Raw genomic sequence first — 17,243 nt, forward strand, 5'->3', positions numbered from 1 at the left:
TGAGCGTTCGCTCATTCCTGCGGTCGTTCACCCGTCCGTGGCGTCGCGCCGCTTCCCGATCCCCGCGATCGGTGAGCTGAGTCACACTCGTGTGGTTTCCGGCGAGTGATCCGCTCGCCGTTTCGCATGATTTCCACGGATCCTCCGTAGCTCCTCCACGTGGAGCGCCCGGGGATCCTCTGGGGGGAAGGACAACCATGGCGCAGAGAGCGCACCGTTGGAGAGACACGGCCGCCGTGTCCGCCGCCGCCGGACTGCTGGCGCTGGGCCTGGGCGTGCCCGGTGCCTCGGCCGCGGCCGAACCGCGCGTCGACCTCAAGGTGCTGGTGGTGGACGACGGCGGCAGTGCCGTCCAGGCCATCACGGCACAGCTGAGAAGCACCGGCATCCCGTACACCACCGTCGACCTGAACGACACGAACCGCCCGTCCGTCACGGCCGCGTTCCTCAGCGACACCGTCGGCGGCACCCCGCGCGCCAAGTACCAGGGCGTCGTACTGCCGCACGAGGCGCCGTTCGGCGCGGGCTCGGCCGAGCAGACCGCGCTCGAGAACTTCGAGCGGACCTTCGGCATCCCGCAGGTGGACGCCTACACCTGGGCCCATCCCGAGGTCGGCCTCGACTACACCACCGAGGGCGGCTGGGCGGGCAGCCTCGACGGACACGAGGCCGCGGTCACCGCGCAGGGCCGGGCCGGCGCCTTCGGCTATCTCGCCGGCGCCTTCACCTTCGAGGACAACGACCCGTCCGTGCCGGAGAGTTACGGCTACGCCGCCCGGCCCCGCGCCGGCTTCACCAGCTACGTCGACATCCCGGTGCCGGGGGGCTCCGGGAGGGGCAGCCTGGTCGGCGAGTACACCGCCGACGGGCGCCGCCAGCTCGTCGTCACCTTCGCCTACAACCAGTACCAGCAGCAGTTCCGGCTGCTGGCCCGCGGCATCGTCGAGTGGCTGACCCAGGGCGTCCACCTCGGCCAGGCCCGTAACTACCTCGCCGTGCACGTCGACGACGTCTTCGCGCCCGACGCCCGCTGGGACACCGAGCGCAACTGCACGCCCGGGGACATCGACTGCGTCGGGGGCGGCGGCGAGGAGGCCCCGCCGATCCGGATGACCGAGCAGGACGCCGTCCGGGCCGCCCAGTGGCAGCGCGAGAGCGGCTTCCGGCTCGACATGGTCTACAACGCGGGCTCGGGCGAGGAGTGGAAGGCCGAGCACGGCGGCACCGACGCGCTCGCCGCGCGGCTGATCGCCGACCGCAACCAGTACCGCTGGATCAACCACACCTACACGCACCCGTTCCTCGGCTGTGTGCAGGACACCTCCACGGTGCCGTGGAGCTGCGCGAAGAACGCCGACGGCTCCGTCCAGTACATGAGCCGGTCGGAGATCTCCGCCCAGATCCGGGACAACCACACCTGGGGTGTGACCAAGGGTCTCCCGCTCGACCGCACCGAACTGGTGACCGGCGAGCACTCGGGCCTGAAGAACCTGCCGCAGCAGCCGAACGACAACCCCAACCTGGCCGGCGCCCTCGCCGACAACGGGGTCAAGTGGATCGCCTCGGACAACTCCCGCGAGGCCGCCCAGCGCCCGGTCGGCTCGGCCCTCACCGTCCCCCGCTACCCGATGAACGTGTACTACAACACGGGGACCGCTCAGGAGATGGCCGACGAGTACAACTGGATCTACACCTCGAAGGCCGACGGCGGCAGCGGGATCTGCGAGTCCAGCTCCTCCTCCACCTGCCTCGACGAGCCGCTGGACGTCGCGACCGGGTACGCCGAGCACATCGTGCCGCAGGAGGCCCGGGCCGCCCTCGGCCACGTCATCTCCAACGACCCGCGCCCGCACTACGTCCACCAGTCCAACCTGGCCGAGGACCGGATCCTCTACCCGGTCCTGGACAAGGTGCTCGCCGAGCACCGCGCCCTGTTCGCGGACAACACCCCGCTGGAGAACCTCCGCCAGAGCGCCATCGGCACCGAGTTCAAGCGCCGTGACGCCTGGCAGACCGCCCTCTCCCAGAACCGGGTGACCGCCTACCGGGTCGGCTCCAAGGTCACCGTGACCGCCCCTTCCGGGGTGCAGGTCCCGGTGACCGTCCCGGAGGGCACCCGTAAGCAACTCCTCCTCGGAACCGCCGTGTTCGGCACCCCGTACGCGGGTCTGCGCTCGGCGTGGACGACGCCGGAGCTGCTCCAGACGGCGGTGACGCTGCGGCTCCCGTAGCCGCCCGTCCGTGGGGGGACCGCCCGCCCGGTGGCGGGCGGCGGTTCCCCGCCGGGCTCAGCCCAGCGACAGCACGACGAGCGCGGTCGTGGCCGCCGTCTCCGCGAGCCCGCCGAAGACGTCCCCGGTGACCCCGCCGAAGCGGCGGACGCAGTGCCGCAGCAGCAGCTCGGCGCAGCCGAGCGCGGCCAGGACCGCGACCCCGGTGCGCACCACGTCGTCCGTACCGAGGAGCGCCCCCGCGGCGGCGGCCACCGCGGTCACGGCCAGCGCGACGCCGGCCGCGGCCCGCGCCGGGACCACCCCGGCGACCGCCGCCCCCAGCCCCTCCGGGCGGGCGGGCGGCACACCCGTGCGGGCGGCGAGGGTGAGCGCGAGCCGGGCGGTGACGGCCGCGGCGACGGTGGCCAGGGCGCCCCGGGCCCACGAGTCGTCGTACAGCCGCGCCAGCGCGGCGACCTGCGTGAGCAGGACGAACAGCAGGGTGATCACACCGAACGGCCCGATGTCCGACTGCTTCATGATCCGCAGCGCGTCCTCGGCCGGCTTGCCGCTGCCGAGCCCGTCCGCGGTGTCGGCGAGCCCGTCCAGATGCAGCCCCCGGGTCAGGACGGCCGGCACGGCGGCCGCCGCGACAGCCGCGAGCAGCGGACCGGCGCCCAGGAACAGCAACGCCAGAGCCAGGGCCGCCGCACCGCATCCCAGCACCACCCCGACCAGGGGGGCGCACAGCATCCCGCCGCGCGCCGCGTCCCGGTCCCAGCGCTCCACCCGCACCGGGAGCACGCTCAGCGTGCCGAAGGCGAAACGGAGGCCGTGGGCGGGCGGTGGGGTCATGGACACGCCCGCAGGGTAGCCCGGACGTCCGTCCCGCCGGGCAGCCCACCCCCGTCCCGCCCACACTGAGGACATGGGTGACTGGTGGCAGCGCAACATCGTCGAACCGGGGAAGCTCCCCCTGCTCCTGGCTCTGACCGCCTTCGTGGTGACGTTCCTCGTCACCCGGGTCATCACCCGCCTCATCCGGGCGGGCAAGGGCCCCTTCCGTAATATCAGCAGCGGCTCCGTCCACATCCACCACGTCGTCCCCGGGATCATCCTCACCGTGATCGGCGGCTTCTGCGCGGTCGCGGGCGGGCAGCACGGCTTTGGCTCGGCCCTGGCCGCCGTGGTCTTCGGGGTGGGCGCCGGACTGGTGATGGACGAGTTCGCGCTGATCCTGCACCTGGACGACGTGTACTGGAGCGAGGACGGCCGCAAGAGCGTCGAGATGGTCGTGCTCACCACCGCGCTCGTCGGCCTGCTCCTGCTCGGCTACGCCCCCTTCGGCGTCAACGACCTCAACCAGGAGGAGATGCAGAATCGGGGGACGGTGCTCGGCACCATCGGCGGGAACTTCCTGGTCGCCCTGCTCGCCCTGTACAAGGGCAAGGCGAAGATGGCGGTCTTCGGCGTGGTCGTCCCGTTCGTGGCCCTGTTCGGCGCCATCCGGCTGGCCCGGCCCACGTCTCCCTGGGCGAGACGCTTCTACCGCCGCCGCCCGCGCGCCCGCGCCAAATCCCTGCTGCGCTCCTACCACCACGACCGGCGCTGGCTCGGCCCCAGCCGCAGGTTCCAGGACTGGCTCGGCGGCGCCCCCGACGCGGAACCCGCCCGGGCCCTGGAACGCCACTGACGCACCGCGGCCCCCGCGCGCGGCCGGGTCTGGTGCCGTGCATCGCAAGGCGGAGGAGGGCGCCATGGCGGAGCCATGGCAACCGACGACAACGCGGCGAGGTGCGGCACCAGACCCCGCGAGCCCGGCATGATCCGAACGAGAGGCCCTAGTCCGCCGCGGTCTCCTGCGGCTCGTCCGTCTTCGCCGGGGCCTCCGGCAGTTCCGCCGCCAGGGCCGCGGCGGCCTGCACCAGCGGCAGCGCCAGCAGTCCGCCGGCTCCCTCGCCGACCCGGACCCCGTGGTCGAGCAGCGGCTCCAGGGCCATGCGGTCCAGCGCCTTCGCCTGGCCCGGCTCCCCGCTGACGTGCGCGGCCAGCCACCAGTCCGGCGCCCGGAACGCGACCCGCTGGCCCACCAGCGCGCAGGCGGCGACCACGACCCCGTCCAGCACGACCGGCAGCTTGCGCACCGCACTCTGCAGCAGGAACCCGGTGATCGCGGCGAGGTCCGCCCCGCCCACCGTCGCCAGCAGCTGCAACTGGTCACCCAGCACCGGCCGCGCCCGGCGCAGCGCGTCCCGGATCGCGGCGCACTTGCGCATCCACGCCAGGTCGTCGATGGCGACCCCGCCCCGCCCGGTGACCACCGAGGCGTCCGTCCCGCACAGCGCCGCGACCAGCACCCCGGCCGCCGTGGTCCCGCCGACGCTCACGTCGCCCAGCACCACCAGGTCCGTACCGGAGTCGGCCTCCTCGTCGGCGACCGCCATCCCCGCCCGGAACGCCGCCTCGGCCTCCTCCGGCGTCAGCGCGTCCTCGACGTCGATACGGCCGCTGCCGCGCCGCACCCGGTGCCGTACGACGTCCTCCGGGAGCGAGCCCGGGTCGCAGTCCAGCGCCATGTCGACCACGCGTACCGGGACGCCGAGCCGGCGCGCCAGGACGGACACCGGCCGGGCCCCCTCCAGGATCTCCCGCACCAGCTCCGCGGCGCTGCCCGCCGGGCGTGCCGACACGCCGAGCTCGGCGACCCCGTGGTCCCCGGCGAACAGCACGGCCTTGGGTCGTTCGACCGGCCGCACCGGCACCGCGGACTGGGCGGCGGCCAGCCACTCGCCCAGCTCGTCGAGGCGGCCCAGCGCCCCCGGCGGCACACTCTGGCGCTCACGGCGTGCCTCGGCGTCACGGCGCACCCCCGCGTCGGGGCGCTCGATCAGATCACTGAAGTCGTCGAGTTGAAGCGAGCTCATTCGCCGAACAGTACCGGCACCGCTCGAACAGATCGGCCCCCCGTCGGCCCAGGCGCCGGCGCCGCGCGGTCACCACGCCCGGGTGACGTCGTTGCACCCACCATCGGCATCCCATACGTTCCGTTTTGCAGTGGATTGTCGGGGCATGCTCGCACCGTCTCCGCCGTACGCCCCTGCCGTACGCCCACGCCCGGGAGTCCTTCATGACCGCGACCGCACCCGCCGAACGCCCGGACACCACCTGCGCGTTCACCCTCGCCGCGTGCCGGGAGCACACCTTCGTCCCCCGCCACCTCGGGCTCACCCGGCGCGGCCCCCGCCATCTGCGGGCCGCCGCCCGCGCCGCGCTCGGCCTCCCCGAGCCGGAGAGCTGGCTCGACGTGGGCACCGGATACGGCCGCTTCCCCGAGACGGCCAAGGAGGTCTTCCCCTACACCGCGTTCGACGGCCTCGACGCCGGCCACCGGGTGCTGCAGGCGCGGGTCGCCGAGCGCGTGGAGGAGGCCCACGTCGGGCATCTGACGGACCCCCGCATCACGGACCGGCTGCGTGCCCGCTACGACGTCGTCAGCATGTTCCGGCACCTGGAGCACGCCCCCGACCCGCTCGCGGAACTACGCGCGGCCCTCGCCGTACTGCGCCCCGGCGGCCACCTCGTCCTCGAACTGCCCAACCCGCGCGGCCTGTTCGCGAGGCTCCTCGGCCCGGCCTGGGTCCCGCACAGCCGCCCCGGCCATCTGCACCTGCTGCCGGCCGACGCGCTCCGCGAGACGCTGGAGGCCCACGGCTGCACGGTCGTCGCCACGGACCACCGCGCCGCCCACCTCCCGTACGACCTGGCGGCCACGACGTCCCTGATCCTGTCCCGCCTGCTCCCGTCCCCCCTGGACCGCCTGGGCGCCCCCCTGGTGGCCCTGGCCTGGGCCCTGGACCACCTCCTCTCCCCCCTCCTCAGCCGCACCCGCCTCTCGAACGCCTACAGAATCATCGCGAAAGCGCCCTGAGCCGCGGGGAAAGCCACACCCCGCACCCGCCGTCCGACGGCTCTTGGCACGCTGGGCCGCGCGGCCCGACCGGCTGTCGGGGAAGGCGCCGGTGCCGGTAGTCCCCTGAGGGCCGCGGGGAACTGCGCGCCCAGCCCCACACGACCCGCACCCGCCGACGGACAGCCCCGCCCCCCTCAGCCGCGCAGCACCACCGCCTGGCCGGCCACCACCAGCAGCACCTGCTCGCACTCACCGGCGACCGCCGCGTTCAGCCGCCCCAGCTCGTCCCGGTACCGCCGCCCGGAGGCCGTCGCCGGCACGATCCCCGACCCCACCTCGTTGGACACGGCCACCACCGTCCGCCGGGTGGCCCGCACCGCCTCGACGAGCGAGCGCACGCGCTCCCGCAACGCCCGTTCCCCACCGTCCGCCCACACCGCGTCGTCCCACGCCCCGACCGCGTCCATCGCGTCCGTCAGCCACAGCGACAGACAGTCCACCAGCAGCGGCGCCCCCTCCTCGGCCAGCAGCGGCACCAGATCGCAGGTCTCGGTCGTCCGCCACGACCCCGGCCGCCGCTCCCGGTGCGCGGCGACCCGCTGCGCCCACTCGGTGTCCCCGCCCCGCGTGCCGCCCGTCGCCACGTACAGCACGTCGGGGAACGACTCCAGGCGCCGCTCCGCCTCCACCGACTTCCCGGACCGCGCGCCGCCCAGCACCAGCGTCCGCCGGGGCACCCGCGGCACCTCGGCCCCCTTCTCGTACGCGCCCACCGTCAGCGTCGTCCCGTCCGGCACCGTCCGCGCCCCCGCCGCCGCCAGCCGCCGCCGCAGCTCGGGGCCCGGCGGCACGTCGTGGTCCAGATGGACGGCGACGACGTCCGTGGCCGGCCCGACCGCCCCCACCGCCCGCAGCTTCGCCAGGGCGTCCGGCCGCCCCACGACGTCGGCGACCACCATGTCGTACGGGCCCACCGCACCCTCCTCGAGCCCGGCCGGCGCGCACCCGGGCGGCAGATACAGCAGGCGCTGCCCGTCCGGCCCGGTCACCTCGTAGCCGGTGCCCGGCGCGTCCATGGCGACCGCCCGCACCCGATGGCCCGTCAGCAGCGCCAGCTCCCGCCCGTCCGGCACCCGGCCCGGCTGCGGCAACCCCGCCGGCACCTCCACGGCGGGCCCGTTGTGCGGATGCGTCAGCAGCACCTGCCGCACGGACCCCAGCGAACGCCCGGCCCGCGCCGCGGCGAACGCCGCCCCCGGTGTCAGGTCGAGCATCAGCGTCCCGTCCACGAGAAGCGCGGTGGCGGCCCGCGCGTCCTCGCCGAGCGCGCTCGCGCACGCCGCGCACGGACAGTCGGGGCGGGGGAGTCCCGCGGGGGCGCCGGTACCGAGAAGAGTCAGTTCCACGCCCCGATTTTCACCTGTCCGCGCAGGTCTCGCGCAGCCGACTAGGCTCAGCGCAGGAGCCGGACCTCGTTCCGGCTCTCCCTTTGCACGTGCTGACACCTTGGAGGCGTAGATGGCGGCATGGACGTGGCGGTTCGAGAAGGCCGACGGGGCGGAGGTCCAGCCCGCGGTGCAGCCCGAGGAGTTCACCACCCAGGGGGACGCCGAGTCATGGATCGGGGAGCACTGGAAGGAACTTCAGGAGGGCGGTGCGGACCAGGTCCGCCTGTTCGAGGACGCCACCGAGATCTACGGGCCGATGAGCCTGCACGCCGAGGCGTGACACGACGGGGGCGGGGGCCGTGTGCCCCCGCCCCCGTCACCCTCACTGCTCACCGAGCGTCACATCCGCCTTCTTCTCGTCCCCTTCACGGGTGAACGTCACCGACGTCCGTTCCCCCGGCTCGTCGGCGGCCAGCGCCTCCGACAGCGACGCGATGGTGGTGATGTCCGTGTCACCCAGGCGGGTGATGACATCGCCCGGCTTCAACCCGGCCTTGTCGGCGGCGCCGCCCGACTGCACCGCGACGACGGCCACACCGGCCGGCTCCAGGCCGGAGTCCACGACCGTCCGCCCGGTGATGCCGAGCGCCGCCCGGCCCGAGTCGGTGACCCGGCCGTTCTCGATGATCTGATCGGCGATCTTCCGTACCGTCGACGCCGGGATCGCGAACCCGATGCCCGGCGCCGCGCCGCCCGCGCCGGGGTCCACGGCGGCGAGGGTCGGGATGCCGACGACCCGGCTGTCCAGGTCGACCAGGGCGCCGCCGCTGTTGCCCGGGTTGATGGCCGCCGACGTCTGCACCATGTTGGCGATCGTCGCGCCCGTCCCGCCGTCGTCCCCGCCCTCGGTGACGGTCCGCCCGGTCGCCGAGACGATGCCCTGGGTGACACTGGACGACAGCCCGAGCGGCGACCCCATGGCCAGCACGATCTGCCCGACCCGCACCTTCGCGGAGTCCCCGAACGTGGCCGGCCGCAGCCCGTCCGGCGGATCGTCCAGCCGGACGACGGCGAGGTCCTGCGGGGGATACGACGCCACGAGCCGCGCGGTCAGCTCGCGCTCGCTGCCCGCGGTCGTCACACGGAAGGTCTTCTCGTTCCCGACGACGTGCGCGTTGGTGACGATGTGTCCCTCGTCGTCGTAGACCACGCCGGACCCGAGGTCATGGCTGGCCTGGATCTGCACGACCGACGGCAGGACGTCCCGGATCACCCTCAGATAGCCGTCCTGCAGGTCGTCGGCGGCCGTCCTCGCCCGGGGCGCGGCGGCCTGGCTCGTCGCGTCGCGCGGATCGCGGGGCGACGACGGCCCGGAGCAGCCGGCGAGGAGCAGCGCGGCACTCAGCAGCACGGCCGCCGCGACGGACGGCCGCGGGACGGGGGGACGGCGAACTTCCATGCCCCCGAGTCTCGCCCGGGCCCGTGCGCGCGGCCCGTGGAGCGCACCCGAACGGGCTCAGCCGCGCACCCCGCACAGGTGCAGCAGCGCCGCCACACCCCGGTACGGGTCGGTCCTCCCGGCCCGCTCCTCGACCGCGAGGAGGGTGTCCAGGTCGTCGGGGATCTCCGCCCCGTCGGCGGCCGTGTCCGTGCACACCCGCACGCCGTACCAGGTGTGCAGCGGCGCACCGATCCCGGCGAGCGTCGCCGTCAGATCGGACAGCCGGTCCGCACGGACGTCCAGGCCGAGACGATTGCGGTAGGCGCTGGTGTCGAAGGCGGCCAGCGCCGTCTCCCAGTCGCCGGCCAGACCGGGGCGCAGGGCGAGCGCGTCGCCGTTGCGGACGAGCAGCGACAGCAACCCGCCGGGCGCCAGCATCCGCGCCAGCCCGGCCAGCAGCGGATCGGGCTCGTCGACGTACATGAGCACGCCGTGGCACAGCACGACGTCGAAGCTGCCCGGCAGGAAGTGCACGCCGGTGTCGCGCCCGTCGCTCTGGACGAGCCGCACCCGCTCCCGGATGCCCTCGGGCTCACCGGCCAGCCGGGCGCGGGCCGCCGCGATCATCGTCGCGTCCCGCTCGACACCCGTCACCTGGTGACCGGCGCGGGCCAGCCGCAGCGCCTGCGTGCCCTGGCCCATGCCCACGTCGAGCACCCGCAGCCGCTTGCCGACCGGGAACCGCCCGGCTATCTGCTCGTCGAGCTGCCGGGCCACCAGCTCCTGCCGTACGACCTCACGCAGACCGCCCACCTTGCTGAGCCAGGCGTCGGCCGCGCCCCCGGGGAAATCGGCAGCGCTCAGGGCCGCTCTCCGCGCTTGACCTGGGGCTTGGGCAGCCGGAGCCGGCGCATCTGGAGGGAGCGCATCAGCGCGTAGGCGACGGCACCGCGGCGGTTGACGTCGGGGAAGCGCTCGGCGAGCCGCTTCTTCAGACGGAAGGCCGTGACGACCGAGTCGAGCACGATCAGCACGATCACGATGAGCCACAGCAGCAGCGCGATGTTCTGCAGCGCGGGCACCCGCACCATGCTCAGCACGAGGATGACCACGGCCATCGGGAGGAAGAACTCCGCGATGTTGAAGCGCGAGTCGACGAAGTCACGCGCGAACTTGCGGACCGGGCCCTTGTCGCGGGCGGGCAGGTACCGCTCGTCGCCCGTGGCCAGCGCCTGGCGCTGACGCTCGAGGGCGGCACGGCGCTCCTCACGCTGCCGCTTGGCGGCGTCCTTGCGCGTCATCGACGTGTTGGCCACGCTGCGACGCTGCGACTGGGCCGCACTGCGCTTCGGCGTGGGGCGGCCCTTCGGGGCCTCGGGATGGCGGGTCTGAGTGGAGTCGGTCACCGGCGCCTTGTCGGCGTCCTGGGCCTTCTCGTCCTTGGCACGGCTACGGAACACAAAACCCAAGGGTACGGGGTGCCCGGGGTTGGACCCCAGCCCCGTGGGGAACGATCCGGCAACACCGGACGTCGTACGGGGACAGAGGGGACGTCGTGGACGCTCCCTCCGGCGGTCGCACCCGGGGGTCACCTACTCCTCACGCCGGAGCGGAGGCGAACGCAGTCGTCCTTGGGGATGAGCGCATCCGTCCCCGAACAGTGCGGTAATGGATGCAGGGCCCGTACTGTGGGTTCTGTCGCAGGTGCTGGAGCTGGAGTCCGTCAGAAGGGGGCGCGCGAAGCCCATGAGCGGTGTCATGAAGCGTATGGGGATGATCTTCCGCGCGAAGGCGAACAAGGCCCTTGACCGGGCCGAGGACCCGCGCGAGACCCTCGACTACTCGTACCAGAAGCAGCTCGAGCTGCTCCAGAAGGTGCGCCGGGGCGTGGCCGACGTGGCCACCTCCCGCAAGCGCCTGGAGCTCCAGCTGAACCAGCTCCAGCAGCAGTCGTCCAAGCTGGAGGACCAGGGCCGCAAGGCGCTCGCGCTCGGCCGCGAGGACCTGGCCCGCGAGGCCCTGTCGCGCCGCGCCGCCCTCCAGCAGCAGGTGACGGACCTGGAGACCCAGCACGCGACCCTGCAGGGCGAGGAGGAGAAGCTCACCCTCGCGGCCCAGCGGCTCCAGGCCAAGGTGGACGCCTTCCGCACCAAGAAGGAGACCATCAAGGCCACCTACACCGCGGCCCAGGCGCAGACCCGGATCGGCGAGGCGTTCTCCGGCATCTCCGAGGAGATGGGCGACGTCGGCCTGGCGATCCAGCGGGCCGAGGACAAGACGGCCCAGCTCCAGGCCCGCGCCGGCGCCATCGACGAGCTCCTCGCCTCCGGCGCCCTGGACGACCAGTCCGGCATGCACAAGGACGACATCCAGGCCGAGCTGGACCGGCTCTCCGGTGGTACGGATGTAGAGCTGGAGCTGCAGCGCATGAAGGCGGAGCTGGCGGGAGGCCCCTCGGCCGGCCAGCAGGCCATCGAGGGCGGTACCGGGCAGCAGCAGTCCCAGCAGCAGCCGCAGGACACCCCGCGCTTCGACAAGCAGTAGCGGACGGCCGGGGTCCCACGCCGAGGAGGCCGAGATGGGCGACATGATCGTCCGGATCATGGGTGAGGGGCAGGTACGGCTGTCCGACAGCCACCTGCCCGAGCTGAACAAGCTGGACGACGAGCTGCTCGCGGAGATGGAGGGCGGCGACGGCCCCGGCTTCCGCCGCACCCTCACCGCCCTGCTCGCCGCCGTCCGCGGACGGGGCACCCCGCTGCCCGACGACTCCCTGGAGCCCTCGGACCTCATCCTGCCGTCCCCGGACGCCACCCTGGAGGAGGTCCGGGAGCTGCTGAGCGACGACGGACTCATCCCCGGCTGACCCGCCGGCGCGCCCCGTGCGGGCCGGCGGCCGCACCCACGACACCGGGCACGTCTCACCCGAGGAACCGAGTTGGCCCCCGTTACGACCTCCGCAGGGCCGCGCGTCCGCCGGCACCTCACCGCGCACCCCCTGGCCCTGGACGCGGCGCTGGCCGTCGCCGTCCTGACCTGCATGGTGGCCGGCTCGTTCGTGGACCCGCACGGCGAGGACGGCGTCACCTGGGGGCTGCGCACCCCGGACGCCCTCAGCCTGCTGCTGATGACCCTCGGCGCCGCGGCCCTGGTGCTGCGCCGCCGCGCCCCCATCACGGTCCTCGCCGTGACCGGCACGCTCTCCCTCGTGGAGTTCGCCACCGGCGACCCCCGCGCCCCCGTCGCCATGGCCGCGGTCGTCGCGCTCTACACCGTCGCCTCCACCACCGACCGCTCCACGACCTGGCGGATCGGCCTGCTCACCGTCACCGTGCTGACCGGTTCCGCGATGCTCGCCGGACCACTGCCCTGGTACTCCCAGGAGAACCTGGCCATCTTCGCCTGGACCGGCATCGGCGCCACCGCCGGTGACGCCGTGCGCAGCCGCCGCGCGGTGGTCACCGCCATCCGTGAGCGCGCCGAGCGGGCCGAGCGCACCCGCGAGGAGGAGGCCCGCCGCCGGGTCGCCGAGGAACGCCTGCGCATCGCCCGCGACCTGCACGACGTCGTCGCCCACCACATCGCCCTGGTCAACGTGCAGGCCGGCGTCGCCGCCCACGTCATGGACAAGCGGCCCGACCAGGCCAAGGAGGCCCTCGCCCACGTACGGGAGGCGAGTCGCTCCGCCCTCGACGAACTGCGCGCCACGGTCGGCCTGCTGCGGCAGTCCGGCGACCCCGAGGCCCCCACCGAACCCGCGCCCGGCCTGGACCGCCTCGACGAACTCGCCGGCACCTTCCGCAACGCCGGGCTCCAGGTCGACGTCGCCCGCGCCGACCAGGACACCACGCTGCCCGCCGCCGTCGGCCTCGCCGCCTACCGCGTCGTGCAGGAGGCCCTGACCAACGTGCAGAAGCACGCGGGGCCCGGCGCCAGGGCGGAGATCAGCGTCGTCCGCGTCGGCCCGAACATCGAGGTCACCGTCCTCGACGACGGCTCCGGCCAGGACGGCGGCACCGCGGGCGGCGGCCACGGCCTGCTCGGGATGCGCGAACGCGTCTCCGCCCTGCGCGGCACCCTCACCACCGGGCCCCGCTACGGCGGCGGGTTCCGCGTGCACGCGATCCTGCCGGTCGGGGCCGGCGTCCGGGCCACGGAGGACGCGGTCTGACGGCCCGACGGGAACTCGCGGGACCCTCCGTCAGTTGTCGTGGCACCAGGTCCCTTCCCCCTCCAGCGCCCGCCGAGGAAGCCGTATGCCGATCCGCGTCCTGCTCGCCGACGACCAGGCCCTGCTGCGCAGCGCCTTCCGGGTGCTCGTCGACTCCGAACCGGACATGGAGGTCGTCGGCGAGGCGTCCGACGGGGAGGAGGCGGTGCGGCTGGCGAAGCGGGAGCGGGCCGACGTCGTCCTCATGGACATCCGGATGCCCGGCACCGACGGCCTCGCCGCCACCCGCATGATCAGCTCCGACCCGGCCCTCGCCCACGTCCGCGTCGTCATACTGACCACCTTCGAGGTCGACGACTACGTCGTGCGGTCGCTGCGGGCCGGCGCCTCCGGATTCCTCGGCAAGGGCTCCGAGCCCGAGGAACTCCTCGCCGCGATCCGGGTCGCCGCGGGCGGCGAGGCCCTGCTGTCCCCGGCCGCCACCAAGAGCCTCATCGCCCGCTTCCTCGCCCACGGCGACGGCGCCGACCACGACCCCGCCCGCGGCGAGCGGCTCGACGCCCTGACCGTCCGCGAGCGCGAGGTGCTGGTCCAGGTCGCCGGCGGGCACTCCAACGACGAGATCGCCGAGCGGCTGGAGGTCAGCCCGCTCACCGTGAAGACCCACGTCAACCGGGCCATGTCCAAGCTGGGGGCCCGCGACCGGGCCCAGCTCGTCGTCATCGCCTACGAGTCCGGGCTGGTACGTCCGAGGGTGGAGTGAACTCCAGCCCGCGTACTGCGCCCGGAGTAGGCGCGCGGTGAGAAATGGACCTGGGGGCTAGGGAACGGGCTTCCCCGATGGCCCAGGGTGTAGGGGCGGGCGCCCACCCGTGTACCGCGCGCCGCGGCCCGCCCGCCTGCCCGCGCCTTCCGCCCACAGGAGAGAGACCTTCCACCCATGTCCTGGCTGTCCCGATTCAGCCTCGCGCAACGAGCCCTGATCGGCCTGATCTCGATCATCGCGCTGGTCTTCGGCGCGATCGCGATACCCCAGCTCAAGCAGCAGCTGCTGCCCTCCATCGAACTGCCCATGGTGTCGGTGATCGCCCCCTACCAGGGCGCGTCGCCGGACGTGGTCGAGAAGCAGGTCGTCGAGCCGATCGAGGACAGCCTCGAAGCCGTCGACGGCATCACCGGCGTCACCTCCACCGCCGCCGAGGGCAACGCCGTGATCATGGCGTCCTTCGACTACGGCCCCGACACCCAGCAGCTCGTCGCCGACGTCCAGCAGGCCGTCAACCGGGCCCGCGTCCAGCTGCCCGACTCCGTCGACCCCCAGGTCATCGCGGGCTCCACGGACGACATCCCGACCGTCGTCCTCGCCGTCACCTCCGGCAAGGACCAGCAGGCCCTGGCCGACCGGCTCGACCGGACGCTCGTGCCCGCCCTCAAGGAGATCGACGGCGTCGGACAGGTCACCGTCGACGGTGTGCGCGACCTCCAGGTCGCCGTCACGCCCGACGACGGCAAGCTGGCCAAGGCCGGACTGACCTCGGCGGACCTCGCCAAGGCCCTCCAGGCCGGCGGCGCCACCCTGCCCGCCGGCTCCTTCGACGAGGGCGGCGCCAACCGCACCGTCCAGGTCGGCGGCGGCTTCACCTCGCTCGACCGGATCGAGGACCTGCGCGTCACGGGCGCGGGCAAGGGCAAGCCGGTACGCCTCGGCGACGTGGCCGCCGTCGAGCAGGAGCAGGCCCCGGCCGACTCCCTGACCCGCACCGACGGCAAGCCCTCCCTGGCCGTCGCCGTCACGATGGACCGGGACGGCAGCGCCGTCGCCATCTCCGACGCCGTCCAGGACAAGCTGCCGAAGCTGCGCGCGGACCTCGGCTCGGACGCCACACTCACCGTCGTCAGCGACCAGGGCCCCGCGGTGGCGAAGTCGATCGACGGGCTGACCACCGAGGGAGCGCTCGGACTGCTCTTCGCGGTCCTGGTCATCCTGGTCTTCCTCGCGTCGATCCGCTCGACGCTGGTGACCGCCGTGTCCATCCCGCTGTCGGTCGTCCTCGCCCTGATCGTGCTGTGGACGCGGGACCTCTCCCTCAACATGCTGACGCTCGGCGCGCTGACCATCGCGATCGGCCGGGTCGTCGACGACTCCATCGTGGTCCTGGAGAACATCAAGCGGCACCTCGGCTACGGCGAGGAACGCGAGGACGCCATCCTCAAGGCGGTCCGCGAGGTCGCCGGCGCGGTGACCTCCTCGACGCTCACCACGGTGGCCGTCTTCCTGCCGATCGGACTCGTCGGCGGCATGGTGGGCGAGCTGTTCGGCTCGTTCAGCCTGACGGTGACGGCGGCCCTGCTGGCGTCGCTGCTGGTGTCCCTCACGGTCGTGCCCGTGCTGTCGTACTGGTTCCTGCGCGCCCCGAAGGGCACCCCGGAGGACGCCGACGAGGCACGCCGCGCGGCCGAGGAGAAGGAGGCCCGCAGCCGTCTGCAGCGGATCTACGTGCCCGTCCTGCGGTTCGCGACCCGCCGCCGGCTGACCAGTGTGCTGATCGCCGTCGCCGTCCTGTTCGGCACGTTCGGCATGGCGCCGCTGCTGAAGACGAACTTCTTCGACCAGGGCGAGCAGGAGGTGCTCACCGTCAAGCAGGAGCTGGCGCCGGGCACCAGCCTCGCCGCGACCGACGCGCAGGCCAAGAAGGTCGAGAAGCTGCTCGCCGGCACCGAGGGCGTCAAGGACTACCAGGTCACCATCGGCTCGTCCGGCTTCATGGCCGCCTTCGGCGGCGGCACCGACACCAACCAGGCGTCGTACCAGGTGATGCTGGAGGACTCGGCGTCCTACGACGACGTGCAGGACCGGATCGAGTCCGGTCTGAAGAAGCTCGACGGCATCGGCACGACGACGATCTCCGCCGGTGACGGCTTCGGCGCCCAGGACCTGAGCGTCGTCGTCAAGGCGGCCGACGCGGGCGTCCTGCGCACCGCGTCCGAGCAGGTCCGCAAGGCCGTGGCCGGCCTGGACGACGTCACCGACGTCACCAGCGACCTGTCGCAGAGCGTGCCGCGTATCTCGGTGCGGGCCAACTCCAAGGCGGCCGCGGCCGGCTTCGACGAGCAGACCCTCGGCATGGCCGTCGCCCAGGCGGTCCGCGGCACCACCGCGGCGCAGGCGACCCTGGACGACACGGAGCGGGACGTCGTCATCAAGTCGGCGAAGCCGGCGACCACCGTGAAGGAGCTGCGGGAGCTGCGCCTCGGCCCGGTGAAGCTGGGTGACATCGCGGACGTGAAGCTCGTGGACGGCCCGGTGTCGATGACCCGGATCGACGGGCAGCGCGCCGCCACCATCACGGCGAAGCCGACCGGCGGCAACACCGGCGCGGTCAGTGCCGACCTCCAGTCGAAGATCGACGGGCTGAAGCTCCCGGCGGGCGCGACGGCCGACATCGGCGGTGTCTCCCAGGACCAGGACGAGGCGTTCGCCAACCTGGGCCTGGCGATGCTGGCGGCGATCGCGATCGTCTTCATGCTGCTGGTGGCGACCTTCCGCTCGCTCGCGCAGCCGCTGATCCTGCTGGTCTCCATCCCGTTCGCGGCGACCGGCGCCATCGGCCTGCTGATCGCGACCGGCACCCCGATGGGCGTCCCCGCGATGATCGGCATGCTGATGCTGATCGGCATCGTGGTCACCAACGCCATCGTGCTGATCGACCTGATCAACCAGTACCGGGCCCAGGGGTACGGCGTCGTCGAGGCCGTCGTCGAGGGCGGCCGGCACCGGCTGCGCCCGATCCTCATGACGGCGCTGGCGACGATCTTCGCCCTGCTCCCGATGGCGCTCGGCGTCACCGGCGAGGGCGGCTTCATCGCCCAGCCGCTGGCCGTGGTCGTGATCGGCGGTCTGATCACGTCGACACTGCTGACCCTCCTCCTCGTCCCGACGCTCTACGCGGTGCTCGAACTGCGCAAGGAGCGCCGGGCGAAGAAGCGGGCGGCGAAGCGGGCCGGGAAGGCGGGCCGCCCCGGGCAGCCGGCGCCGGACGCCTCCGCGGACGAGACGCAGCCCGCGTCCGTCTGACCGCTTGATCCGTGACGGCCGGGTCCCGAACCGGAACCACCGGTT

At 73.5% G+C, this 17,243-nt stretch carries 15 protein-coding genes; 9 read left to right on the plus strand and 6 right to left on the minus strand.

The window, feature by feature from the left end; all coding sequences use genetic code 11:
- Window positions 1-197 precede the first annotated feature (197 nt).
- Window positions 198-2,231, plus strand: a complete 2,034-nt coding sequence (locus tag ACFV46_RS19905; protein ID WP_361934695.1) for a hypothetical protein — start codon at window positions 198-200, stop codon at window positions 2,229-2,231.
- Between the two features lie 57 nt (window positions 2,232-2,288).
- Here the strand turns inward: ACFV46_RS19905 and ACFV46_RS19910 are convergent, their stop codons facing one another.
- Window positions 2,289-3,068, minus strand: a complete 780-nt coding sequence (locus ACFV46_RS19910) for an adenosylcobinamide-GDP ribazoletransferase (RefSeq protein WP_385499033.1) — start codon at window positions 3,066-3,068, stop codon at window positions 2,289-2,291.
- Between the two features lie 73 nt (window positions 3,069-3,141).
- On the opposite strand from ACFV46_RS19910, the gene ACFV46_RS19915 reads away from it, so the two are divergent.
- Entirely contained in the window at window positions 3,142-3,906 is a 765-nt protein-coding gene (locus ACFV46_RS19915) for a hypothetical protein (RefSeq protein ID WP_361934693.1), read from the plus strand.
- 148 nt (window positions 3,907-4,054) lie between these two features.
- On the opposite strand, the gene cobT is transcribed toward ACFV46_RS19915, so the two are convergent.
- Window positions 4,055-5,137 carry a nicotinate-nucleotide--dimethylbenzimidazole phosphoribosyltransferase gene (gene cobT / locus ACFV46_RS19920; protein WP_361934691.1) on the minus strand — a complete coding sequence of 361 codons (1,083 nt, stop codon included), beginning with the start codon at window positions 5,135-5,137 and terminating at the stop codon, window positions 4,055-4,057.
- Window positions 5,138-5,340: 203 nt separating this feature from the next.
- On the opposite strand from cobT, the gene ACFV46_RS19925 reads away from it, so the two are divergent.
- Window positions 5,341-6,141 carry a class I SAM-dependent methyltransferase gene (locus ACFV46_RS19925; RefSeq protein ID WP_385499029.1) on the plus strand — a complete coding sequence of 267 codons (801 nt, stop codon included), beginning with the start codon at window positions 5,341-5,343 and terminating at the stop codon, window positions 6,139-6,141.
- Between the two features lie 176 nt (window positions 6,142-6,317).
- Here ACFV46_RS19925 and ACFV46_RS19930 read toward each other — a convergent pair whose 3' ends face one another.
- Window positions 6,318-7,529: a bifunctional adenosylcobinamide kinase/adenosylcobinamide-phosphate guanylyltransferase gene (locus ACFV46_RS19930; RefSeq protein ID WP_385499030.1), complete on the minus strand. Its 1,212-nt coding sequence runs from the start codon at window positions 7,527-7,529 to the stop codon at window positions 6,318-6,320.
- A 112-nt stretch (window positions 7,530-7,641) separates the two neighbouring features.
- Between ACFV46_RS19930 and ACFV46_RS19935 the strand changes: the two genes are divergently transcribed.
- Entirely contained in the window at window positions 7,642-7,851 is a 210-nt protein-coding gene (locus ACFV46_RS19935) for a hypothetical protein (protein WP_062667600.1), read from the plus strand.
- A gap of 42 nt (window positions 7,852-7,893) precedes the next feature.
- On the opposite strand, the gene ACFV46_RS19940 is transcribed toward ACFV46_RS19935, so the two are convergent.
- The 3 genes from ACFV46_RS19940 to ACFV46_RS19950 form a co-directional block, all read right to left on the minus strand.
- Entirely contained in the window at window positions 7,894-8,970 is a 1,077-nt protein-coding gene (locus ACFV46_RS19940) for a trypsin-like peptidase domain-containing protein (protein WP_361934685.1), read from the minus strand.
- Window positions 8,971-9,027: 57 nt separating this feature from the next.
- Complete coding sequence (locus ACFV46_RS19945; protein ID WP_361934767.1) at window positions 9,028-9,729, minus strand: methyltransferase domain-containing protein; 702 nt, start codon at window positions 9,727-9,729, stop codon at window positions 9,028-9,030.
- Between the two features lie 83 nt (window positions 9,730-9,812).
- Complete coding sequence (locus ACFV46_RS19950; RefSeq protein ID WP_361934765.1) at window positions 9,813-10,451, minus strand: DUF3043 domain-containing protein; 639 nt, start codon at window positions 10,449-10,451, stop codon at window positions 9,813-9,815.
- A gap of 259 nt (window positions 10,452-10,710) precedes the next feature.
- Between ACFV46_RS19950 and ACFV46_RS19955 the strand changes: the two genes are divergently transcribed.
- The 5 genes from ACFV46_RS19955 to ACFV46_RS19975 all read left to right on the plus strand — a co-directional run bounded on the left by ACFV46_RS19955 (window position 10,711) and on the right by ACFV46_RS19975 (window position 17,198).
- A complete protein-coding gene (locus ACFV46_RS19955; protein WP_264158881.1) occupies window positions 10,711-11,496 on the plus strand; it encodes a PspA/IM30 family protein in 786 nt (261 codons plus the stop codon).
- Window positions 11,497-11,539: 43 nt separating this feature from the next.
- Complete coding sequence (locus ACFV46_RS19960) at window positions 11,540-11,818, plus strand: hypothetical protein (protein WP_062667645.1); 279 nt, start codon at window positions 11,540-11,542, stop codon at window positions 11,816-11,818.
- A gap of 72 nt (window positions 11,819-11,890) precedes the next feature.
- Window positions 11,891-13,123 carry a histidine kinase gene (locus tag ACFV46_RS19965; protein ID WP_361934680.1) on the plus strand — a complete coding sequence of 411 codons (1,233 nt, stop codon included), beginning with the start codon at window positions 11,891-11,893 and terminating at the stop codon, window positions 13,121-13,123.
- 85 nt (window positions 13,124-13,208) lie between these two features.
- Window positions 13,209-13,886 carry a response regulator gene (locus ACFV46_RS19970; RefSeq protein WP_385499031.1) on the plus strand — a complete coding sequence of 226 codons (678 nt, stop codon included), beginning with the start codon at window positions 13,209-13,211 and terminating at the stop codon, window positions 13,884-13,886.
- Window positions 13,887-14,063: 177 nt separating this feature from the next.
- Window positions 14,064-17,198, plus strand: coding sequence for an efflux RND transporter permease subunit (locus tag ACFV46_RS19975; protein WP_385499032.1), 3,135 nt, complete (start codon window positions 14,064-14,066; stop codon window positions 17,196-17,198).
- The last annotated feature ends 45 nt before the right edge of the window (window positions 17,199-17,243 follow it).

Source organism: Streptomyces sp. NPDC059852 (assembly GCF_042731455.1).
GTDB lineage: Bacteria > Actinomycetota > Actinomycetes > Streptomycetales > Streptomycetaceae > Streptomyces.

What these genes read in the sequence shown, in the direction of transcription:
- ACFV46_RS19915 (WP_361934693.1), top strand. Translation starts at nt 3,142, where the DNA reads ATGGGTGACTGGTGGCAGCGCAACATCGTCGAACCGGGGAAGCTCCCC.
- ACFV46_RS19940 (WP_361934685.1), bottom strand. Translation starts at nt 8,970, where the DNA reads ATGGAAGTTCGCCGTCCCCCCGTCCCGCGGCCGTCCGTCGCGGCGGCC.
- cobT (WP_361934691.1), bottom strand. Translation starts at nt 5,137, where the DNA reads ATGAGCTCGCTTCAACTCGACGACTTCAGTGATCTGATCGAGCGCCCC.
- ACFV46_RS19935 (WP_062667600.1), top strand. Translation starts at nt 7,642, where the DNA reads ATGGCGGCATGGACGTGGCGGTTCGAGAAGGCCGACGGGGCGGAGGTC.
- ACFV46_RS19905 (WP_361934695.1), top strand. Translation starts at nt 198, where the DNA reads ATGGCGCAGAGAGCGCACCGTTGGAGAGACACGGCCGCCGTGTCCGCC.
- ACFV46_RS19960 (WP_062667645.1), top strand. Translation starts at nt 11,540, where the DNA reads ATGATCGTCCGGATCATGGGTGAGGGGCAGGTACGGCTGTCCGACAGC.
- ACFV46_RS19925 (WP_385499029.1), top strand. Translation starts at nt 5,341, where the DNA reads ATGACCGCGACCGCACCCGCCGAACGCCCGGACACCACCTGCGCGTTC.
- ACFV46_RS19970 (WP_385499031.1), top strand. Translation starts at nt 13,209, where the DNA reads ATGCCGATCCGCGTCCTGCTCGCCGACGACCAGGCCCTGCTGCGCAGC.
- ACFV46_RS19910 (WP_385499033.1), bottom strand. Translation starts at nt 3,068, where the DNA reads ATGACCCCACCGCCCGCCCACGGCCTCCGTTTCGCCTTCGGCACGCTG.
- ACFV46_RS19975 (WP_385499032.1), top strand. Translation starts at nt 14,064, where the DNA reads ATGTCCTGGCTGTCCCGATTCAGCCTCGCGCAACGAGCCCTGATCGGC.
- ACFV46_RS19955 (WP_264158881.1), top strand. Translation starts at nt 10,711, where the DNA reads ATGAAGCGTATGGGGATGATCTTCCGCGCGAAGGCGAACAAGGCCCTT.